Source organism: Sphingopyxis sp. GW247-27LB, from assembly GCF_002277025.1.
GTDB lineage: Bacteria > Pseudomonadota > Alphaproteobacteria > Sphingomonadales > Sphingomonadaceae > Sphingopyxis.
In genome coordinates this window covers 39,832-55,312 of the sequence record NZ_NIWD01000019.1, presented here as the reverse complement: position 1 = coordinate 55,312, position 15,481 = coordinate 39,832, and the positions used below count along the sequence as shown (strand labels likewise).

Genomic DNA, 15,481 nt, shown 5'->3' with positions numbered 1-15,481 from the left:
TTCGAATGGCGCAGTGGAATCTTGGTGACATTCTTGATGCGATCGAGCCTGCGCTTCCCGCAGACACCCCGGCTCTGATCCACGGCGCGCGCGTCATCACCTGGGCCGAAATGGGTGCGCGGTCGAACAATATCGCCCGGTCGCTCGCGGCCCATGGCCTCTCGCCGGGAGCCAAGGTGGCGTTCTACATGCGCAACCGCCCCGAATACGGCGAACTGATGGCGGCCTGCTTCAAAGGCCGGTTCACCCATGTGAACATCAACTATCGCTACCGCCCCGAGGAGGTGTTCTACATCTTCGACGATTCCGACAGCGAGGCCATTTTCTACAGCGCCGAATTCCGCGATTGCATCGTCGAACTGAAGGATCGGTTGGCAAAGGCCAAGATCTTCGTCGAAATCGGCGATGCGGCGGCCAAGGCACCGTTTGCGCTTGCCTACGAGGACCTGGCAGCAGCGGGGGATGGCTCGCCATTAGGGATCGAACGGTCACCGCACGACGAGTTGTTCATCTATACTGGCGGGACCACCGGCATGCCCAAAGGCGTAGTCTGGCGCCACACCGACATGCGCGAAGCGCAGCTCGATGCGCAGCGCCTGCTCGCGCCGGTGCCCGACAGCCTTGACGAGGCGGTCGCGATGATCCGCACCGACGGACCCGGGCGGATGACCTTGCCGGCCTGCCCGCTGATGCACGGAACCGGGTTCATCACCGCGATCGGCACCCTGGCTTCGGGCGGATGCCTTGTCACGCTGGACAACCCATCGCTCGACGCGGTCGAGCTGTGGGATGCGGTCGAGCGGAACAAGGTGCAATCGATCGCGATTGTTGGCGATGCCTTCGCCAAGCCGATGCTCAAGGTGCTCGACGAAAACCCCGGCCGGTTCGACATGTCCAGCCTGATCACCATCGTTTCATCGGGCGTGATGTGGAGCAAGGAAGTCAAGCAGGGGCTGATCGGGCACATTCCGCAGGTGGCCTTGATGGACAGCTTCGGGGCTTCCGAAGGGCTGGGTTTCGGCCGCTCGGTGACCACGGCTGCGGGGACTACGGAAACCGCCAAGTTCACCATCGGCAGCATGTGCGACGTGTTCGACGAGAACGACCAGCTGGTGCTTCCGGGCAGCGGCACACCGGGGTTCATCGCGCTCAAGGGACCGATCCCGCTCGAATATTACAAGGATCCTGAAAAATCGGCGCGAACTTTCAAGACCATCGGCGGTGTCCGCTATTCGATTCCCGGAGACTGGTGCACGGTCGAGCCCGATGGCAGCCTGACCCTGCTCGGCCGGGGCAGCGTCTGCATCAACACCGCGGGCGAAAAGGTCTATCCCGAAGAGGTCGAGGAAGCGCTCAAGACCCATCCGGCGATCGAGGATGCGCTTGTCGTGGGGGTGCCCGATGACAAGTGGGGCCAGGCGGTGACTGCGGTGGTTCACCTCGCAGCGGGCGAAACGCTCAATGAAACGGAGGTGAAGAAACACGTCCGCAGCAAGCTGGCGGGCTACAAGACCCCCAAGGCCGTTTTCGCAACCGCGATGGCGCTGCGCGCGCCCAATGGCAAGGCGGACTACAAGGGTGCTGCGCAAATCGCTGCCAAGCTGAGCGACGCGCGATGAGCACACCTGAACCTGACTGCGATGCGCTGATAATCGGCGCGGGCTTCAGCGGCATCTATCTGCTCCATCGGCTGCGTGAGGCGGGGTTTCGCGCAAAGCTGATCGACGCCGCCGCGGAGCCAGGCGGGATCTGGTACTGGAACTGTTATCCCGGTGCCCGGGTCGATTCGCACGTTCCGATCTACGAATTCTCGCTGCCCGAGCTGTGGCAGGACTGGACCTGGAGCGAACGGTTCCCCGGCGGCGGTGAGTTGCGACGATATTTCCGCTATGTTTGCGACAAGCTGGAGCTCTGGGCCGACATGGCCATGGGGACGCGGGTGTCCGGTGCCCGCTTCGATGGCGACAACAATGTCTGGCGTGTCGATACGCCGCAAGGCGAGCAGATCAGCGCGCGGTTCTTGCTACCGTGCGCTGGCTTCGCCGCCAAATCCTATACTCCTGACATTGTCGGCCTTGAGTCTTTTGCAGGCGAACGGCACCATACCGCGCACTGGCCGCAGGGCGGACTTTCGTTCGCCGGAAAGCGGGTGGCAATTATCGGAACCGGGGCAAGCGGTGTCCAGGTGGCGCAGGAAGCCGCGCGCGACGCCGCGCAGCTGACCTTGTTCCAGCGCACCCCGATCCTGGCTCTGCCGATGCAGCAGCAGCCACTGAGCCTTGAGCAGCAAGCGCAGGAAAAGGCTGCCTATCGCGCGATCTTTGCCAAACGGCAGACCTCGAACGGCGGCTTCGACGCCGATCGAATGGAAATCAGCGCGCTCGACGTCGATGCAGTCGAACGTACCGCAACTTTCGAACGTCTATGGCGAGCCGGCGGCCTGCGGTTCTGGTACAACAATTTCTCCGACCTGCTGACCGATGAACGGGCCAACCGCTTCGCCTACGATTTCTGGCGCGACAGGGTCCGCGCGCGGATTGCCGATCCCTCGCTTCACGAGGCATTGGCGCCGATGGAACCGCCGCATCCCTTCGGTACGAAACGTCCATCGCTCGAACAGAACTACTACGAGATATTCGCGCAGGGCAATGTGTCGCTGGTCGATCTCAAGCACGATCCGATCGTGCGCGTGGTCACCTCAGGAATCGAGACCGCGAGCGCCCTGATCGAATGCGACATTATTGTGTTCGCTACAGGCTTCGATGCCGGTAGCGGCGGACTGATCGACATGAAGCTTCGCGGCACCGAAGGCTTTGACCTGGGCGAGGCGTGGAAGGACGGGGTGCGCGCCTATCTAGGCTATTCGGTTACCGGCTTCCCCAACATGCTTTTTCACTACGGCCCGCTGAGCCCGTCCGGATTTTCGAACGGTCCGACTGCTGCCGAGCTGCAGGGTGACTGGACAACGGATTTCCTCCTTCACCTGAGGAACGAGGGGTTCACGCGGTTTGAGCCCGACCCGGCGGCGGAATGCGAATGGACCGAAATGGTCGAACAGATCGGCGCGATGACGCTCTTTCCCAAAGCCAGGTCCTGGTACATGGGTGACAATATCCCGGGCAAGAAGCGCCAGCTCATCAACTTCCCGAGTGTGTCAACCTATGCCCAGATCTGCGCGGACGTCACCGCGAATGGCTATCGGGGCTTCACGCTGGGGTCGTGAATTTTATCGGAGATTACCTTGTCGAGTGACATAACGAACGGCCTTGGCGATATCGATCCAGAGTGGGCGCCGAACCCTGAAGAATTGCCCCGATGGTTTGTCGATGCCCTTGCCGTTCCCCGCGATGAAGGCTTCGTCGAGGTCGATGGCACCAGGATCCACTATTTCCGGTGGGGCCGCCGCGGAGCGCCACCGGTGTTGATGACCCATGGCTTCCTCGCCCACGCCCGCTGTTTCGCATTCATCGCGCCATTCCTCGCAAAGGATTACGACGTTGTGGCCTACGACCTGTCTGCGATGGGCGACAGCGCGGTGCGCGAAAATTGCGACTTAGCGGCGAGAGGCCGCGAAATGATCGGGGTGGCGCGGGCGCTGGGTCTGTTCGACGGCGCCCCGAAACCAGCGATCGTCGCGCACAGCTTCGGTGCCAGCGTCGCGCTGGAAGCGCTCGAACAATTGCCCGGAGGCTTTGCCGGTGCAGCCATTTGCGACATGATGACCCTGCGCCCCGCCATGCTTGAAGCATTCTGGGCGGGCGGCCACACCAGCCCGGGTTCAGGCAATCCCGACAAGCCGCTCCGCATCTACCCGGACTTTGCGACTGCGCGCGGCCGTTACAAGCTATCGCCGCCGCAGCAAGTCGGGGAACCGTTCCTGTTCGACTATATGGCCTATCATTCGTTGCGAAGGGTCGAAGGCGGTTGGAGTTGGAAGTTCTCACCCGCAGTTTTCAAGCGCGACAATGCGCGCACCGATTGGCTTACAATCGGCACGAAACTTGTGGCGGCGCCAGGCCGCAAGGCGATCATCCATGGCGAGGAAAGCTTGCTGTTCACACGTGACTCGAGGGATTTCGTGCACGATCTTGGCGGAAAAGACATCCAGATAATCGCTGTTCCGGGAGCACGCCATCACCTGATGCTCGATCAGCCGCTGGCTTTTGTGACCGCCGTGCGCGCTTTGCTGGCTCAATGGCATGAGGCCGCTTCGGACTGAGGTGAGGAGGCTTCGGAATCACCCAAGTTCCAAGACTGTTGATCATGCGATGGTCAGGCCTCAACCGACAATTTCAACAACGGGACCATAACCAGCATTGTCGGGTATGACGAGGACGCGCTGGCCGTTCCGTTCTTCAAGCCGGGGAAGCACGGTAACGAGTGGCCGCTCTTCGGCGCGACGCAGACAGTCCGACGCATCGCTTGCTTCGGAAAGCAACTGCACATTCATCCGGGTCGGGAAAATGACCGTTCGTTCGCCGCTTCCGGCTAGGCGCAAAACATCCCTTGGAGCTATCCATTCGGCATCGACGGTTTCATGACCGTCGCAAGCGGCGACTTGATTGGCGGGGGCATGGACGACGTAGAAAAAGGTGTCGAAGCGCTTTGGCATGATTGGCGGCGTGATCCAGCGCGCAAATACCCTCAATGCATCAAGCCGCAATTGTACACCAAGGTCGCGCACAACGTCGAGGAAGGCCAGATCTCCCCGATCTACGGCGCTGCGCACCGCTGGTTCACAGCTGTGCTCGAAAAGCCTGCCGTCACGGTGGTGGGCAAGGAGAATTCCCGCCTCTTCGAATACTTCGCGAATCGCGGCGATCCGAAGTTTCCGCTGCACCTCGTCGAATTGGGGCCACCCAGTACAGTGTTCGGCCCAGGCAGGATCTGCATCCCGGTCGTGCAGTTTGCCGCCAGGAAAGACGAGCGCGCCTGAGGCAAAATCTATCTGCTGGTGCCGCTTGACCATCAGCACCTGAAACTCAGGCTCATCGCGTAGAAGCAGAATGGTGGCTGCCAGTTTGGGCTCGAGTGCTGACTCTTCGTGGTGCATCATGCTCTTCCTTCTACTGTCGTGCCGACCGATCGGGAGCAGGCCAAAAAGCCCGGCCGGCCGCCGAGCTCGAACCGAATCCCCTGATGGCGTCGAGCAAGTCAGCTTTCCCGGGCCCAATCGGAATTTCCACTCCGCTATAGAGGCGCAGAATGATCTTGAATTGCTTGGGCGAGGACATGGTCAGGATCCTACTTCGGCTTCTCCAGGAAAGGCAACCCGGGCAACTATTCGGCGGCGATCAATCGCAGCGCCATCGCTTGTGAAATCACCCTTCGGACTCGGCGTCACCTCAAGGTTTGTGCGCCAGACAACGATTTGGCAGACATAATGCGAACATCGGCTAATTAGCGAGCTTGAGGCGCGACATGGGATCGTTGAGCTGGCGGAATTCACCGCCAGGCGGACGCTCCGCCTGCCCTCAAAGGCAGCCGCCGGGCAGGCTACGCCGCGGGGTACGATGCTACTGACATGGCCAAGCCTTCGCTAACGAGCGTTCAGCTCCGGCCACCATATGAACACTCATAAAATAGCTATTCTGCTCCGCCCAGCGTAAATATGCCGCGCGCAGCGCCGATCGGTCATAGCGTGGAGCGCGGCATTCCGCTTTTCGCGCGACGATCATCATGTCGAGCACGCCTTGGAGGTAAGCGCCGCATCGCGGCTCATTCGCTTGACAGCTTACGAACAACGCCGAGCCCGTCGCCGACGCGGGTTCGGTTTGGCCGATCGCACTATCAGGCAGGGCGGCCAAAGCGGCGCATAACAATATCCATCGCCTTGGCCGCATTTTCGTCTCCTATTCCGCAGTATCATTTCGGAAGGGGCGCACGGCCCTCGACGGCCGGCGCCCCGTGCTGATCCATCATTCGCGGCCGAGCACCTGGCCTTCGGGCGTGACGAACAGTTCGATCGTCTTTCCGTCGCTGTTCTTGCCCTTGATTTCATAGAGCGTGCTTCCGTCCGCCTTTCGGGTGACTTGCTCCGCTTTGCTTATTGACGCGAGTTGCGCGCGTGCCGCGTTCATCGCGGCCTCGGGCACCTGAGCAAGCGGGATGTCTCGTTCGCTGTGCTTGCCGATTATCCGGTTTTCGTTCGCCTCGTGGTTTTGCGCGATCGCCACGCCCGCGATCGCCAGCGCGGCCGCGCCCACGCCTGCGACAACAGTGAGAGTTCGTTTGCTAGCCATGTTCCATTCCACTTCCTGCATAAGGGCCGTGGGGTCGGGCGGGCGGCGGTTACGGCCCAATGAGCCGTCGTCCGAGTTCAACTCCTCTGATTGTTCATCCTGTCGAGCGCCGCGCGCAGCCCACGGGCGAGCTTGGCTGCGTCGTCGTTGGCCCAGAAGTGCATGAAGAACAGCCGCGGCTCGTCGTTTAGCATATGATTATGCAGCGCCGTGACCTCGATCCCGTTCGTCCGCAGCACGCGCAGGACCGGATCGACCTCGTTTGCGACAAGTACGAAATCGCCGGTGATGGCGGCTCGGCCGTCCCCGGTTGGCTGAAAGTTGATCGCGGTCGCCGTGCCCATCGTCGGCGGAGTCTCCATATCGCCGTCCATCAGCCGCTCGGCGCGCGGAAAGCTGTATTGGAGGATGCCACCGGCCGTCTTGCCCTCACCGCCCATCAACCGGTTGAGCGCGGCCACATCGAGGTCGAGCCGCGATGCGGCTGCGCTGGCCGAAGGCGATTGCGGCGCGGCGAGCGGGGTCCGACTGGCTGATAGCGCTTGCCGGAGCGCGGCCGCGAGCTTCACCGGGTCGCCGTGGCCGGCAATGTGCATGTACATGGTCGCAGGCGAAGAGCGGAGCAGGTGATTGTGGAGCGCGGTGATCGTAAAACCGCTTGCGAGCAGGCGGCTCAAAACGGGGTTCACCTCGTCGTGGGTCAGCACGAGATCGCCCATCACCATCGCCTCGTCGCCCATCGGCTGAAACGCCGCCCAAGAGCCGAGCGCGAGGGAGGGCTTGATCGTCACCCCATCCAGCGTGACGCTCAGGTCCGAACGCGGGAAGCTGTAGCGGTGAACGCCCCCCGGCTGTTCGGCCCCCGCTCGTCCTATCGCCCGGTCGACAGCCGACCAGTCCGGCGCTGCCCATGCCGGGCTTGCCAGCAGGAGGCTGGCGAATCCCAAGGCGATGGTCTTTTTCAGCATAATTGATCCTTCATCAGCGCACTCGACACGGAAAGCCTCACGTCATGCGAGCGCGCCGCCGGCGAGCCGCGACATTGCGCTCCGGTTTCTTTCTTCGGGATAAGCAGTCCTATGCTCATGAGGCTTGTGATGCAACCCTTACACTTGTAGGCTAGTGACGATACAACTATGACAAACACACAAGCTTCCCCTTGGTTGCTCCTGATCCCGCAGCTTCCGGCTAAGCCTGCCTATTTGCGGGTGAAGGTCTGGCGGCGTTTGCAGGCGATCGGGGCCGCGCCGCTCAAGAACGCCGTCCATGCGCTCCCCAATCGCGAGGACACGCGCGCGCTGTTCGAAGAACTGCATCGCGAGATCACCGAAAATGGCGGCGAGGCGCTGATCCTCGAAGCGCGCCTTGTCGGCGGCATGGGCGATGCGGAGCTGCGCGGAGTGTTCGACGCTGCGCGTGACGCCGACTATGAGGAGTTGGCACGCGAGGCGCGCGCGCTGTGTGAGGGCGAGTATGTCGCGGCGGCGGATGTGGGCCGCCTGCGCAAACGCCTGAACGAGGTCGCCGCGATCGACTTTTTCGGTGCGCATGGTCGGCAGGCGGCACAGGCCGCCATCACCGAGGCGGACCGCCGCTCTCACCAACATCCCGATGTGAGCGGCCCCGGTGCGCCCGAGCTGACCCCGGCGGAGCTAAAGCGCCGCGTTTGGGTGACGCGCCGCCATGTCCATGTCGATCGCATCGCGTCCGCCTGGCTCATTCGCCGCTTCATCGACCCCGAGGCGAGCTTCAAGTTCGTCGAGGGCAAAGGATATGTGCCGGAGCCTGACGAACTGAGGTTCGACATGGCGGACGCTGAGTTCACCCACGAAGGCGACCGCTGCTCCTTCGAGACCTTGGTGTTCCTCACCGGTCTCGAGACCGACCCCGCGCTGCGGGCGCTCGGCGAAATTGTTCACGACCTTGATATTGCCGATGCTCGGTTCGAGCGCCCGGAAACTCCGGGAGTGAGCGCGCTTATCGCCGGCATCTGTGCCGGCACCGACGACGACGAGGAGCGGATCGCGCGCGGATCGACCGCGCTCGACGGATTCTATGCTCACTTCACCCGGCGAAAAGAGGACTAAAGATGGAGGCCAGCGCACGCGCTGAAATCGCAGTCGAGACGCTGCACGAGCACGGCATCAGCTTTGGCGAGGCGGTGCGCGTCTGGATCAGGGTCGCGCTGCTCAGCTTCGGCGGACCGGCGGGCCAGATAGCGGTGATGCATCGCATCCTGGTCGAGGAGAAGCGCTGGATCGGCGAGGAGCGGTTCCTCCACGCGCTCAACTATTGCATGCTGCTGCCCGGCCCTGAAGCGCAACAGCTAGCTGTCTATATTGGCTGGTTGCTCCATAAGACCAAGGGCGGCCTGGTCGCGGGCGCGCTATTCGTGCTGCCCGGCTTCCTCGCGATTTTAGGGCTCAGCTATGTCTATGTGCTGCTCGGCGAAGTGCCGCTGGTCGAGGGATTGTTCTTCGGATTGAAGGCCGCCGTGCTGGCGGTGGTGCTACAGGCGGTGGTCCGGGTGGGTTCGCGTGCCTTGAAGAACAACGTCATGCGCGGTTTTGCCGCGCTGGCGTTCGTCGCGATCTTCGTGCTCGACGTGCCCTTCCCGCTGATCGTGCTTGCCGCCGCGCTGATCGGCTTCTTCGGTGGCCGCGCTGGTTACGCCGCATTCAAGGGCGGCGGCGGACATGGTCCCGCCGGCGCTGAGATAATCCACGACCGCGACACCGCTCTTGGCGAGGGCCTTCCCGACCATGCGCGGCCGAACCTTTCCTGGTCGCTGCGCATCTCCGGCGTCCTGCTGCTGCTCTGGCTCGGGCCGGTCGCAGCGCTGCTGTTCGCGTTCGGCCCCGACGACGTGTTCAGCCGCATCGCCACCTTCTTCAGCCAGATGGCGGTGGTGACCTTCGGCGGCGCCTATGCGGTGCTCGCCTATGTCGCGCAGGAGGCAGTCGAGACCTATGGCTGGCTCCAGCCCGGCGAGATGCTCGACGGGCTCGGCATGGCCGAGACCACGCCCGGGCCGCTGATCATGGTGACGCAGTTCGTCGGCTTCCTCGCGGCCTTCCGCGAAGCGACCGGGCTGCCGCCGCTCGTCGCCGCGACCTTCGGCGCAATCCTCACCACCTGGGTTACCTTCCTGCCATGCTTCCTGTGGATCTTCGCCGGCGCGCCATTCATCGAGCGGCTGCGCGGCAACCGCGCATTGTCGGCCGCGCTTTCGGCGATCACCGCCGCAGTGGTCGGCGTGATCCTCAATCTGGCGGTCTGGTTTGGTATCCACACTCTGTTCGAGCAAGTCCGCGAAGTGCCGTTCGCAGCCGGCACCATCGATCTCCCAGTCCTAACGTCCGTCAACTGGCCGGCGCTGGCGCTCGCGGTGGGTGCGATACTCGCCATGTTCCGGTTCAAGGCCGGCATGCTGCCGGTGCTCGGCGTCTGCTCGGTCCTCGGGGCCGCATATGTAATGATCATCTGAAGGAGTGACGCGTGACGATCGACCATCTTTCCCGACGCAGTGCAATCGCAACTCTTGGCATCGGAGCCGCCGCCATGACTATCAACGAAGCCTCTGCGCAGACGCCGGCCGCAGCGCCGGCGGCTGTCCCCGCCTTTGCCGGAAATCATCAGGTCAAGCCGCTCAGGTTCAATCCCGCCAGGCTTCACGGCCTCTCCGAAAGGCTGATCACATCGCACCACGAGAACAATTATGCGGGCTCGGTCAAGGCCCTGAATATGATCGAGACACGACTTGCCGCCGCGCTCGCTGACACGGACCTGCCGCCGGTGGTCTATGGCGGATTGAAGCGCGAGGAGCTGCACCGCACCGGCTCGGTCGTGCTCCATGAGGTCTATTTCGACGGGCTCGGCGGCAACGGCCAGGCAGCCGGTTCCATCCGCGACGCGCTGGGCGCGGCGTTCGGCTCGTTCGACCGCTGGGAAGCCGACTTCCGCCGTACCGGGATGAGCCTTGCCGGCGGATCGGGCTGGTGCGTGCTCGTCTACAATCTCCACACGCGCTCGCTGCACAACCATTGGGCGTGGGATCATATGCACGGTGCGATTGCCGGCGTGCCGCTGCTCGCGCTCGATATGTACGAGCACAGTTTCCACATGGATTACGGCACCGCCGCCGCCAAATATGTCGACGCCTTCTTCCGCAACATCGACTGGGAAGTGGTCGACCGGCGCTATGCCGCGGCTTTGCGCGGCGGCGGCTGAACCCGACCGCCGTGGCTTAACACCCACTGCTGCGCGACACCTGAGTTCGCGACCACAAAGGGGACAGGTCCGATGGGGAGATGCAACAATGACATCCGGCCCGTACATCGCTCTTCTTTGGCGTGGGCAAGCAGCCGAGTGGACGCATCGCTTTCATGAAGCCCGGCAGTGGCCGATAATGCAGGCCTTGCGGGCGCTCGGGGCGACCGCAAGGCCTGTACTGTACAGGGACGAGGCGGTTCGCGAGATTCGGGACGAGCTGCTGTCGTGCGACGCAGTGCTGGTCTGGGTGAATCCGTTGGACATTTCAGGCGACCGCTCGCAGCTCGATCCAATGCTGCGCGAAGTCGCGGGGTGCGGCGTTGTCGTCAGCGCGCATCCTGACGTGATCGCCAAAATCGGCGTCAAGGAAGTGCTCTACACAACGCGATCCATGGAATGGGGCAGCGATGTCGATCGATACGTGGACGCTGAAGGCCTTCGCGCTCGTTTCCCCGAACATCTTGCCGCAGGCCCGCGCGTGCTGAAGCCGAACTACGGCAACGGCGGCAGGAATGTATGGCGTGTCCAACTAGACGAAGCGGGAAACGCTCCGGCTTTGAAAACGTCGGTGAAAGTTCAAGAGGCCCGCCAAGGAAGCAAATCGGAGCGCATCAGCCTAGCCGAGTGCTTGGAAAGGTGGGTGCCGTTTCTAAACGACGGCGGCGTGCTGATCGATCAGGCTTATCAGCCGCAGTCGTCCGAGGGCATGGTCCGCTGCTACGTGTGCGGGCACCGAGTGGTTGGCTTTGGGCACAACCTGATCACTGCGCTGATGACGCCAACGGCCATTGATACAACGTCGTCAACCCCACAGCCGATGGGCCGCGCCATGTTCGGACCGGAGGTGACGCGCTTCGTAGCCTTACGGAAAGCGATGGAGGATCGCTGGATTCCAGAGATGCAAAGGTTGCTGTCGATCGCCGACCACGATCTTCCGCTTCTTTGGGACGCCGACTTCCTATTTCGCCCTGGTGAAGCCATCAGCGATGGCTCCTATGCGCTTTGCGAGATCAATGCTAGTTCGGTTGCACCATTTCCGCCAAGCGCCGTCCAGCCAGTCGCCGCAGCGGCAATCGGTCGCGCTCTTGCCATTCGTTTGACGAAGGAGACCTCCAATCCTCATTGATATGATTCAAGCAATTCAAGAGACGTGACATTGGTCGTATCAATCAGACAAGCCTAAGGGTGAGCGAGGCTGGGTGAAACCGGCTCAGGTGGCAGCGCGGAGATACTGGTAGAGGGTTTCGCGACTGATCCCCAGGTCACGGGCGATGACGGCCTTGCGCTCGCCGTCATCAACACGGCGGTGCAGCTCGGCGACCATTTCGTCGGAGAGGGAACGTTTCCGCCCGCGATAAGCACCGCGTTGTCTGGCGACCGCAATGCCTTCGCGCTGCCGCTCCCGGATCAGGGCGCGCTCGAATTCGGCGAACGCACCCATGACCGAGAGCATCAGGTTGGCCATCGGGGAATCCTCGCCCGAGAAGGCCAGGCTTTCCTTAACGAACTCGATCCGGACGCCTCTTTTGGTGAGGGACTGAACCAGTTTGCGCAGATCGTCGAGATTACGCGCCAATCGATCCATGCTGTGGACCACGACGGTGTCACCCTCGCGGGCGAAGGCGAGCATGGCATCGAGTTCGGGGCGGTTGATGTCCTTGCCCGATGCCTTGTCGGTGAAAATCCGGTCGAGCGACTGCCCGTCCAACTGGCGATCGACATTCTGATCGAATGTGCTCACCCGGACGTAACCGATCCTCTGGCCTTTCATCGCCGCCTCCGGTCAAAATGTCAGGTTGAATTCTATGACACGGCGGAACATGCGTCAATAAATGCTTGCCATAACCCTATCCTGACAGAAACCGCCGCTGCATCCTGACGTCCGGTTAGGCTATACTCCAGATTGACGCTAGCCTGTCGCTCTCGACTCGGGATGGAGGCAGGATGGCGCGGCGGCGATTATTGACCGGAGAAGAAAGGCGTCGCCTGTTCGATATCCCCCATGACGAAACCGCGATCGTCGGCCACTATACCCTTGCCGCCGAGGATCTCGAACTGGTCGGTCGCCGCTATCGCCCTGCCAACCGCCTCGGTCTGGCAACGCAGATCGCGCTTATGCGGCATCCCGGCTTCGGTTTGCAGCCCGACGTCGACGTCCCCGATGCGGTCCTTCACTATCTCGCCGCCCAGCTCTTCGTCGATGTTGATGCGTTCGCCGACTATGGCCAGCGCGCGCAAACACGTAACGATCATGCCGACATTGCGGCACGGCATCTGGGGCTACACCCTTTTCGGCGAGGGGATATACCGCTCGCGCTCGATCTCGCCGCAAGAGCTGCGGAGCGGACCGATCGGGGCGAACCTATTGTCCGCGCATTGATGGAGGGGCTGAAGCAGGAACGCTTCATTCTTCCATCGGCAGACACGCTCGAACGTGCGGGCCTCGCCGGCAGGGCACGCGCCCGCAAAGCCGCGGCGGCGCTCATTGTCGAAAGCCTGGGTCATGCCGAACTGGCGCGGATCGATGATCTGATCGTCAACAACAGCGACTTCGGCATGACGCCGCTGGCCTGGCTGCGCAATTTCGAGGAAGCGCCCACCACGGCGAACATCAACGGGCTGCTGGAACGGCTACGCTATGTGCGCGGAATCGGCATCGACCCGGCGATCGGCGCGAAAATCCCCGACTTCCGGTTCGCGCAGTTCATGCGCGAAGGTGGCGTTGCGCCGGCGTTCCTGCTCTCCGATTATAGCCTTAACAGGCGCCGCGCGACGCTGATCGCGGCGGTCATCGACCTCGATGCCAGGCTCGCCGATGGTGCGATCCAGATGTTCGACAGGCTTGTCGGAAGCCTGTTCACACGGGCGCGGCGCGGGCGGGAAAGGCGCTATCAGGACAGCATCCGCTCGGTCGGCGAACTTATGCGGCTGTTCGGCGCGACGATCGCCGCGCTGGGAGAGGCGGTCGAACATGGCGGTAATCCGCTCGAACTGATCGACGAAGCGGTAGGCTGGCACAGACTGGTCGCAGCCAAATCGCAGGTCGATGCGCTGGCCGAGCTGGCGGGCGAAGATGCGCTTGTCGCGGCGACTGGTCGCTATGCGACGCTGCGGCGGTTCAGCCCGGCTTTCCTCGATACATTCACGTTCAAGGCATCGGGGAGCGGATCGCAACTGGTCAAGGCCATCGAGGTCATCCGCGATACCAATGCCCGCAAGGCCCGCAGCCTGCCCGAGGGCGTTCCGCTCCCATTCGCCAACCGGCAGTGGAAGCGCCTCATCACCGAAGGTGGCCAGGTCGATCGCCGGCGATACGAGACGGCCATCATGGCCACGCTGCGCGATCGGTTGCGCGCCGGCGACATATGGGTCGAAGGAACCCGCAATTATCGCCGCTTCGACACCTATTTGCTGAGTCGACGCGATGCCGATAAGGTGGCCGACAGCCTGCCATTCCAGACCGATGCGGCCGCCTATCTGGAGGAGCGGGCAAGGACGCTCGACTGGCGGCTGCGCCGTTTCGCCAAGCAACTCAAGGCGAACAGGCTCGCGGGCGTGGCGCTCGAACGCGACCGGCTCAAGCTGCAACCCATGCCGGCGATCACTCCACCCGAGGCGGAGGCTCTCGATCGCAGGCTCGACGCCTTGCTTCCGCGCGTGCGGATCACCGAACTCCTGGTCGAGGTGGCCGAGCGCACCGGGTTCCTGAGCGCATTTCGCGATCTTCGGTCCGGCAAGGAGCATGACAACCCGCACGCGATCCTCGCCGCCATTCTCGCTGATGGATCGAATCTGGGTCTAGAGCGCATGGCCAACGCCAGCGACGGGGTGAGCTACGCCCAGCTTGCCTGGACCCACAACTGGTATTTGTCGCCCGAAAACTATCAGGCCGCGTTGGGGATGATCGTTGCCGCGCACCATGATCTTCCTTTCACGCGCCATTGGGGAGCCGGCACTAGTTCATCCTCCGATGGGCAGTTCTTCCGCTCGGGCCGCAACCGATCGGCGGCGGCCGACATCAATGCGAAATATGGCAGCGAGCCGGGCCTGAAGATCTACTCCCACCTGTCCGATCATTTTGCCTCGTTCGGATCGCGGATCATGTCGGCCACCGCCGGCGAGGCCCCCTACGTGCTGGATGGCCTGATGCTCGGCGCCGGCGCGCTACCGCTGCATGAGCATTACACTGATACCGGCGGCGCGACGGACCATGTCTTTGCCCTTTGCCATCTTCTCGGCTTCCGGTTCGTGCCCCGTCTGCGCGACATCGCCGACCGGAAACTCGGCTCGATCGCCGCGCCTTCGACCTACAAAGGCATCGAAAGCCTCATGGGCCGCACGATCAAGACGGCGGCGATCGAAGCCGATTGGGATGACATCGTCAGGATCGTCGCCTCCATTAAGGAAGGAGCCGTTGCGCCCTCCGCGATCCTGCGCAAGCTGGCCGCCTACAAGCGCCAGAACAGGCTGGATTTTGCGCTGGCCGAACTCGGCCGCATCGAGCGGACGCTATTTGCGCTCGACTGGCTTGAACAGCCCGACTTGCGTCGCGCCTGCCAGGCCGGCCTCAATAAAGGCGAAGCACGTCATACCCTTGCCGCCGCGATCTACACCAACCGACAGGGGCGGTTCACCGATCGCTCGATCGAGAATCAGGAATATCGGGCATCGGGCCTCAATCTGCTGATCGCGGCGATTTCTTACTGGAACACCGTCTATATGGACAGGGCCGCCCAGCATCTCCAATCATCCGGCGGCACCTTCGATGATGCGCTGCTTGCCCATCTCTCGCCGATGGGCTGGGTGCATATCAGTTTGACCGGCGACTATCTGTGGCAAAGGGCAAACCGGCTCTCCCCTGGCGAGTTCCGCACCCTCAACGATCCCATGGCCCGCCTCAAACTCGTGGCATAGCCAGTGTTCTCATTATGTCCGCCAAATCGTTGTCTGGCGCACAAACCTTGAGG

The 15,481-nt window shown here is 62.6% G+C and carries 13 protein-coding genes; 8 read left to right on the top strand and 5 right to left on the bottom strand.

Annotated elements, in window-relative coordinates; all coding sequences use genetic code 11:
- Positions 1 to 5 precede the first annotated feature (5 nt).
- The 3 genes from CD928_RS22250 to CD928_RS22240 are packed head-to-tail and all read left to right on the top strand — an operon-like array spanning position 6 to position 4,219.
- Positions 6 to 1,619, top strand: a complete 1,614-nt coding sequence (locus CD928_RS22250; protein WP_040110201.1) for an acyl-CoA synthetase — start codon at positions 6 to 8, stop codon at positions 1,617 to 1,619.
- Positions 1,616 to 3,223: an NAD(P)/FAD-dependent oxidoreductase gene (locus CD928_RS22245; RefSeq protein WP_040110200.1), complete on the top strand. Its 1,608-nt coding sequence runs from the start codon at positions 1,616 to 1,618 to the stop codon at positions 3,221 to 3,223. The genes CD928_RS22250 and CD928_RS22245 overlap by 4 nt, the downstream gene beginning before the upstream one ends.
- A gap of 18 nt (positions 3,224 to 3,241) precedes the next feature.
- The gene (locus CD928_RS22240) at positions 3,242 to 4,219 is read left to right on the top strand and encodes an alpha/beta fold hydrolase (RefSeq protein WP_231750251.1); all 978 of its coding nucleotides are present in this window, start codon (positions 3,242 to 3,244) and stop codon (positions 4,217 to 4,219) included.
- A 60-nt stretch (positions 4,220 to 4,279) separates the two neighbouring features.
- Here CD928_RS22240 and CD928_RS22235 read toward each other — a convergent pair whose 3' ends face one another.
- From CD928_RS22235 to CD928_RS22225, 4 genes are all read right to left on the bottom strand, one after another.
- A complete protein-coding gene (locus CD928_RS22235) occupies positions 4,280 to 5,056 on the bottom strand; it encodes an NUDIX hydrolase (protein WP_040110198.1) in 777 nt (258 codons plus the stop codon).
- Between the two features lie 460 nt (positions 5,057 to 5,516).
- The gene (locus CD928_RS24080; protein WP_223178489.1) at positions 5,517 to 5,843 is read right to left on the bottom strand and encodes a Rap1a/Tai family immunity protein; all 327 of its coding nucleotides are present in this window, start codon (positions 5,841 to 5,843) and stop codon (positions 5,517 to 5,519) included.
- A gap of 75 nt (positions 5,844 to 5,918) precedes the next feature.
- Positions 5,919 to 6,323, bottom strand: coding sequence for a PepSY domain-containing protein (locus CD928_RS22230; RefSeq protein ID WP_228165648.1), 405 nt, complete (start codon positions 6,321 to 6,323; stop codon positions 5,919 to 5,921).
- Positions 6,320 to 7,210: a DUF1259 domain-containing protein gene (locus CD928_RS22225; protein WP_008603797.1), complete on the bottom strand. Its 891-nt coding sequence runs from the start codon at positions 7,208 to 7,210 to the stop codon at positions 6,320 to 6,322. Before CD928_RS22225 ends, CD928_RS22230 begins: the two co-directional genes overlap by 4 nt.
- A 168-nt stretch (positions 7,211 to 7,378) precedes the next feature.
- Here CD928_RS22225 and CD928_RS22220 point away from each other — a divergent pair, with 168 nt between their 5' ends.
- The 4 genes from CD928_RS22220 (at position 7,379) to CD928_RS22205 (ending at position 11,640) form a co-directional block, all read left to right on the top strand.
- Positions 7,379 to 8,329 carry a chromate resistance protein ChrB domain-containing protein gene (locus CD928_RS22220; RefSeq protein WP_025160483.1) on the top strand — a complete coding sequence of 317 codons (951 nt, stop codon included), beginning with the start codon at positions 7,379 to 7,381 and terminating at the stop codon, positions 8,327 to 8,329.
- 2 nt (positions 8,330 to 8,331) lie between these two features.
- A complete protein-coding gene (chrA, locus tag CD928_RS22215) occupies positions 8,332 to 9,729 on the top strand; it encodes a chromate efflux transporter (RefSeq protein WP_040110184.1) in 1,398 nt (465 codons plus the stop codon).
- 74 nt (positions 9,730 to 9,803) lie between these two features.
- Positions 9,804 to 10,472 carry a superoxide dismutase gene (locus tag CD928_RS22210; RefSeq protein WP_017184236.1) on the top strand — a complete coding sequence of 223 codons (669 nt, stop codon included), beginning with the start codon at positions 9,804 to 9,806 and terminating at the stop codon, positions 10,470 to 10,472.
- An 88-nt stretch (positions 10,473 to 10,560) separates the two neighbouring features.
- Complete coding sequence (locus CD928_RS22205; RefSeq protein ID WP_160292464.1) at positions 10,561 to 11,640, top strand: Cj0069 family protein; 1,080 nt, start codon at positions 10,561 to 10,563, stop codon at positions 11,638 to 11,640.
- An 84-nt stretch (positions 11,641 to 11,724) separates the two neighbouring features.
- On the opposite strand, the gene CD928_RS22200 is transcribed toward CD928_RS22205, so the two are convergent.
- Positions 11,725 to 12,285: a recombinase family protein gene (locus CD928_RS22200; RefSeq protein ID WP_017184234.1), complete on the bottom strand. Its 561-nt coding sequence runs from the start codon at positions 12,283 to 12,285 to the stop codon at positions 11,725 to 11,727.
- A 173-nt stretch (positions 12,286 to 12,458) separates the two neighbouring features.
- On the opposite strand from CD928_RS22200, the gene CD928_RS22195 reads away from it, so the two are divergent.
- Complete coding sequence (locus tag CD928_RS22195) at positions 12,459 to 15,428, top strand: Tn3 family transposase (protein ID WP_008603805.1); 2,970 nt, start codon at positions 12,459 to 12,461, stop codon at positions 15,426 to 15,428.
- Positions 15,429 to 15,481: the final 53 nt, after the last annotated feature.

Bases quoted from the DNA above. Each gene is read 5' to 3' on its own strand.
- CD928_RS22195 (WP_008603805.1), top strand. From the start codon at position 12,459: ATGGCGCGGCGGCGATTATTGACCGGAGAAGAAAGGCGTCGCCTGTTC.
- chrA (WP_040110184.1), top strand. From the start codon at position 8,332: ATGGAGGCCAGCGCACGCGCTGAAATCGCAGTCGAGACGCTGCACGAG.
- CD928_RS22200 (WP_017184234.1), bottom strand. From the start codon at position 12,285: ATGAAAGGCCAGAGGATCGGTTACGTCCGGGTGAGCACATTCGATCAG.
- CD928_RS24080 (WP_223178489.1), bottom strand. From the start codon at position 5,843: ATGCGGCCAAGGCGATGGATATTGTTATGCGCCGCTTTGGCCGCCCTG.
- CD928_RS22235 (WP_040110198.1), bottom strand. From the start codon at position 5,056: ATGATGCACCACGAAGAGTCAGCACTCGAGCCCAAACTGGCAGCCACC.
- CD928_RS22245 (WP_040110200.1), top strand. From the start codon at position 1,616: ATGAGCACACCTGAACCTGACTGCGATGCGCTGATAATCGGCGCGGGC.
- CD928_RS22225 (WP_008603797.1), bottom strand. From the start codon at position 7,210: ATGCTGAAAAAGACCATCGCCTTGGGATTCGCCAGCCTCCTGCTGGCA.
- CD928_RS22205 (WP_160292464.1), top strand. From the start codon at position 10,561: ATGACATCCGGCCCGTACATCGCTCTTCTTTGGCGTGGGCAAGCAGCC.
- CD928_RS22250 (WP_040110201.1), top strand. From the start codon at position 6: ATGGCGCAGTGGAATCTTGGTGACATTCTTGATGCGATCGAGCCTGCG.
- CD928_RS22220 (WP_025160483.1), top strand. From the start codon at position 7,379: ATGACAAACACACAAGCTTCCCCTTGGTTGCTCCTGATCCCGCAGCTT.
- CD928_RS22210 (WP_017184236.1), top strand. From the start codon at position 9,804: ATGACTATCAACGAAGCCTCTGCGCAGACGCCGGCCGCAGCGCCGGCG.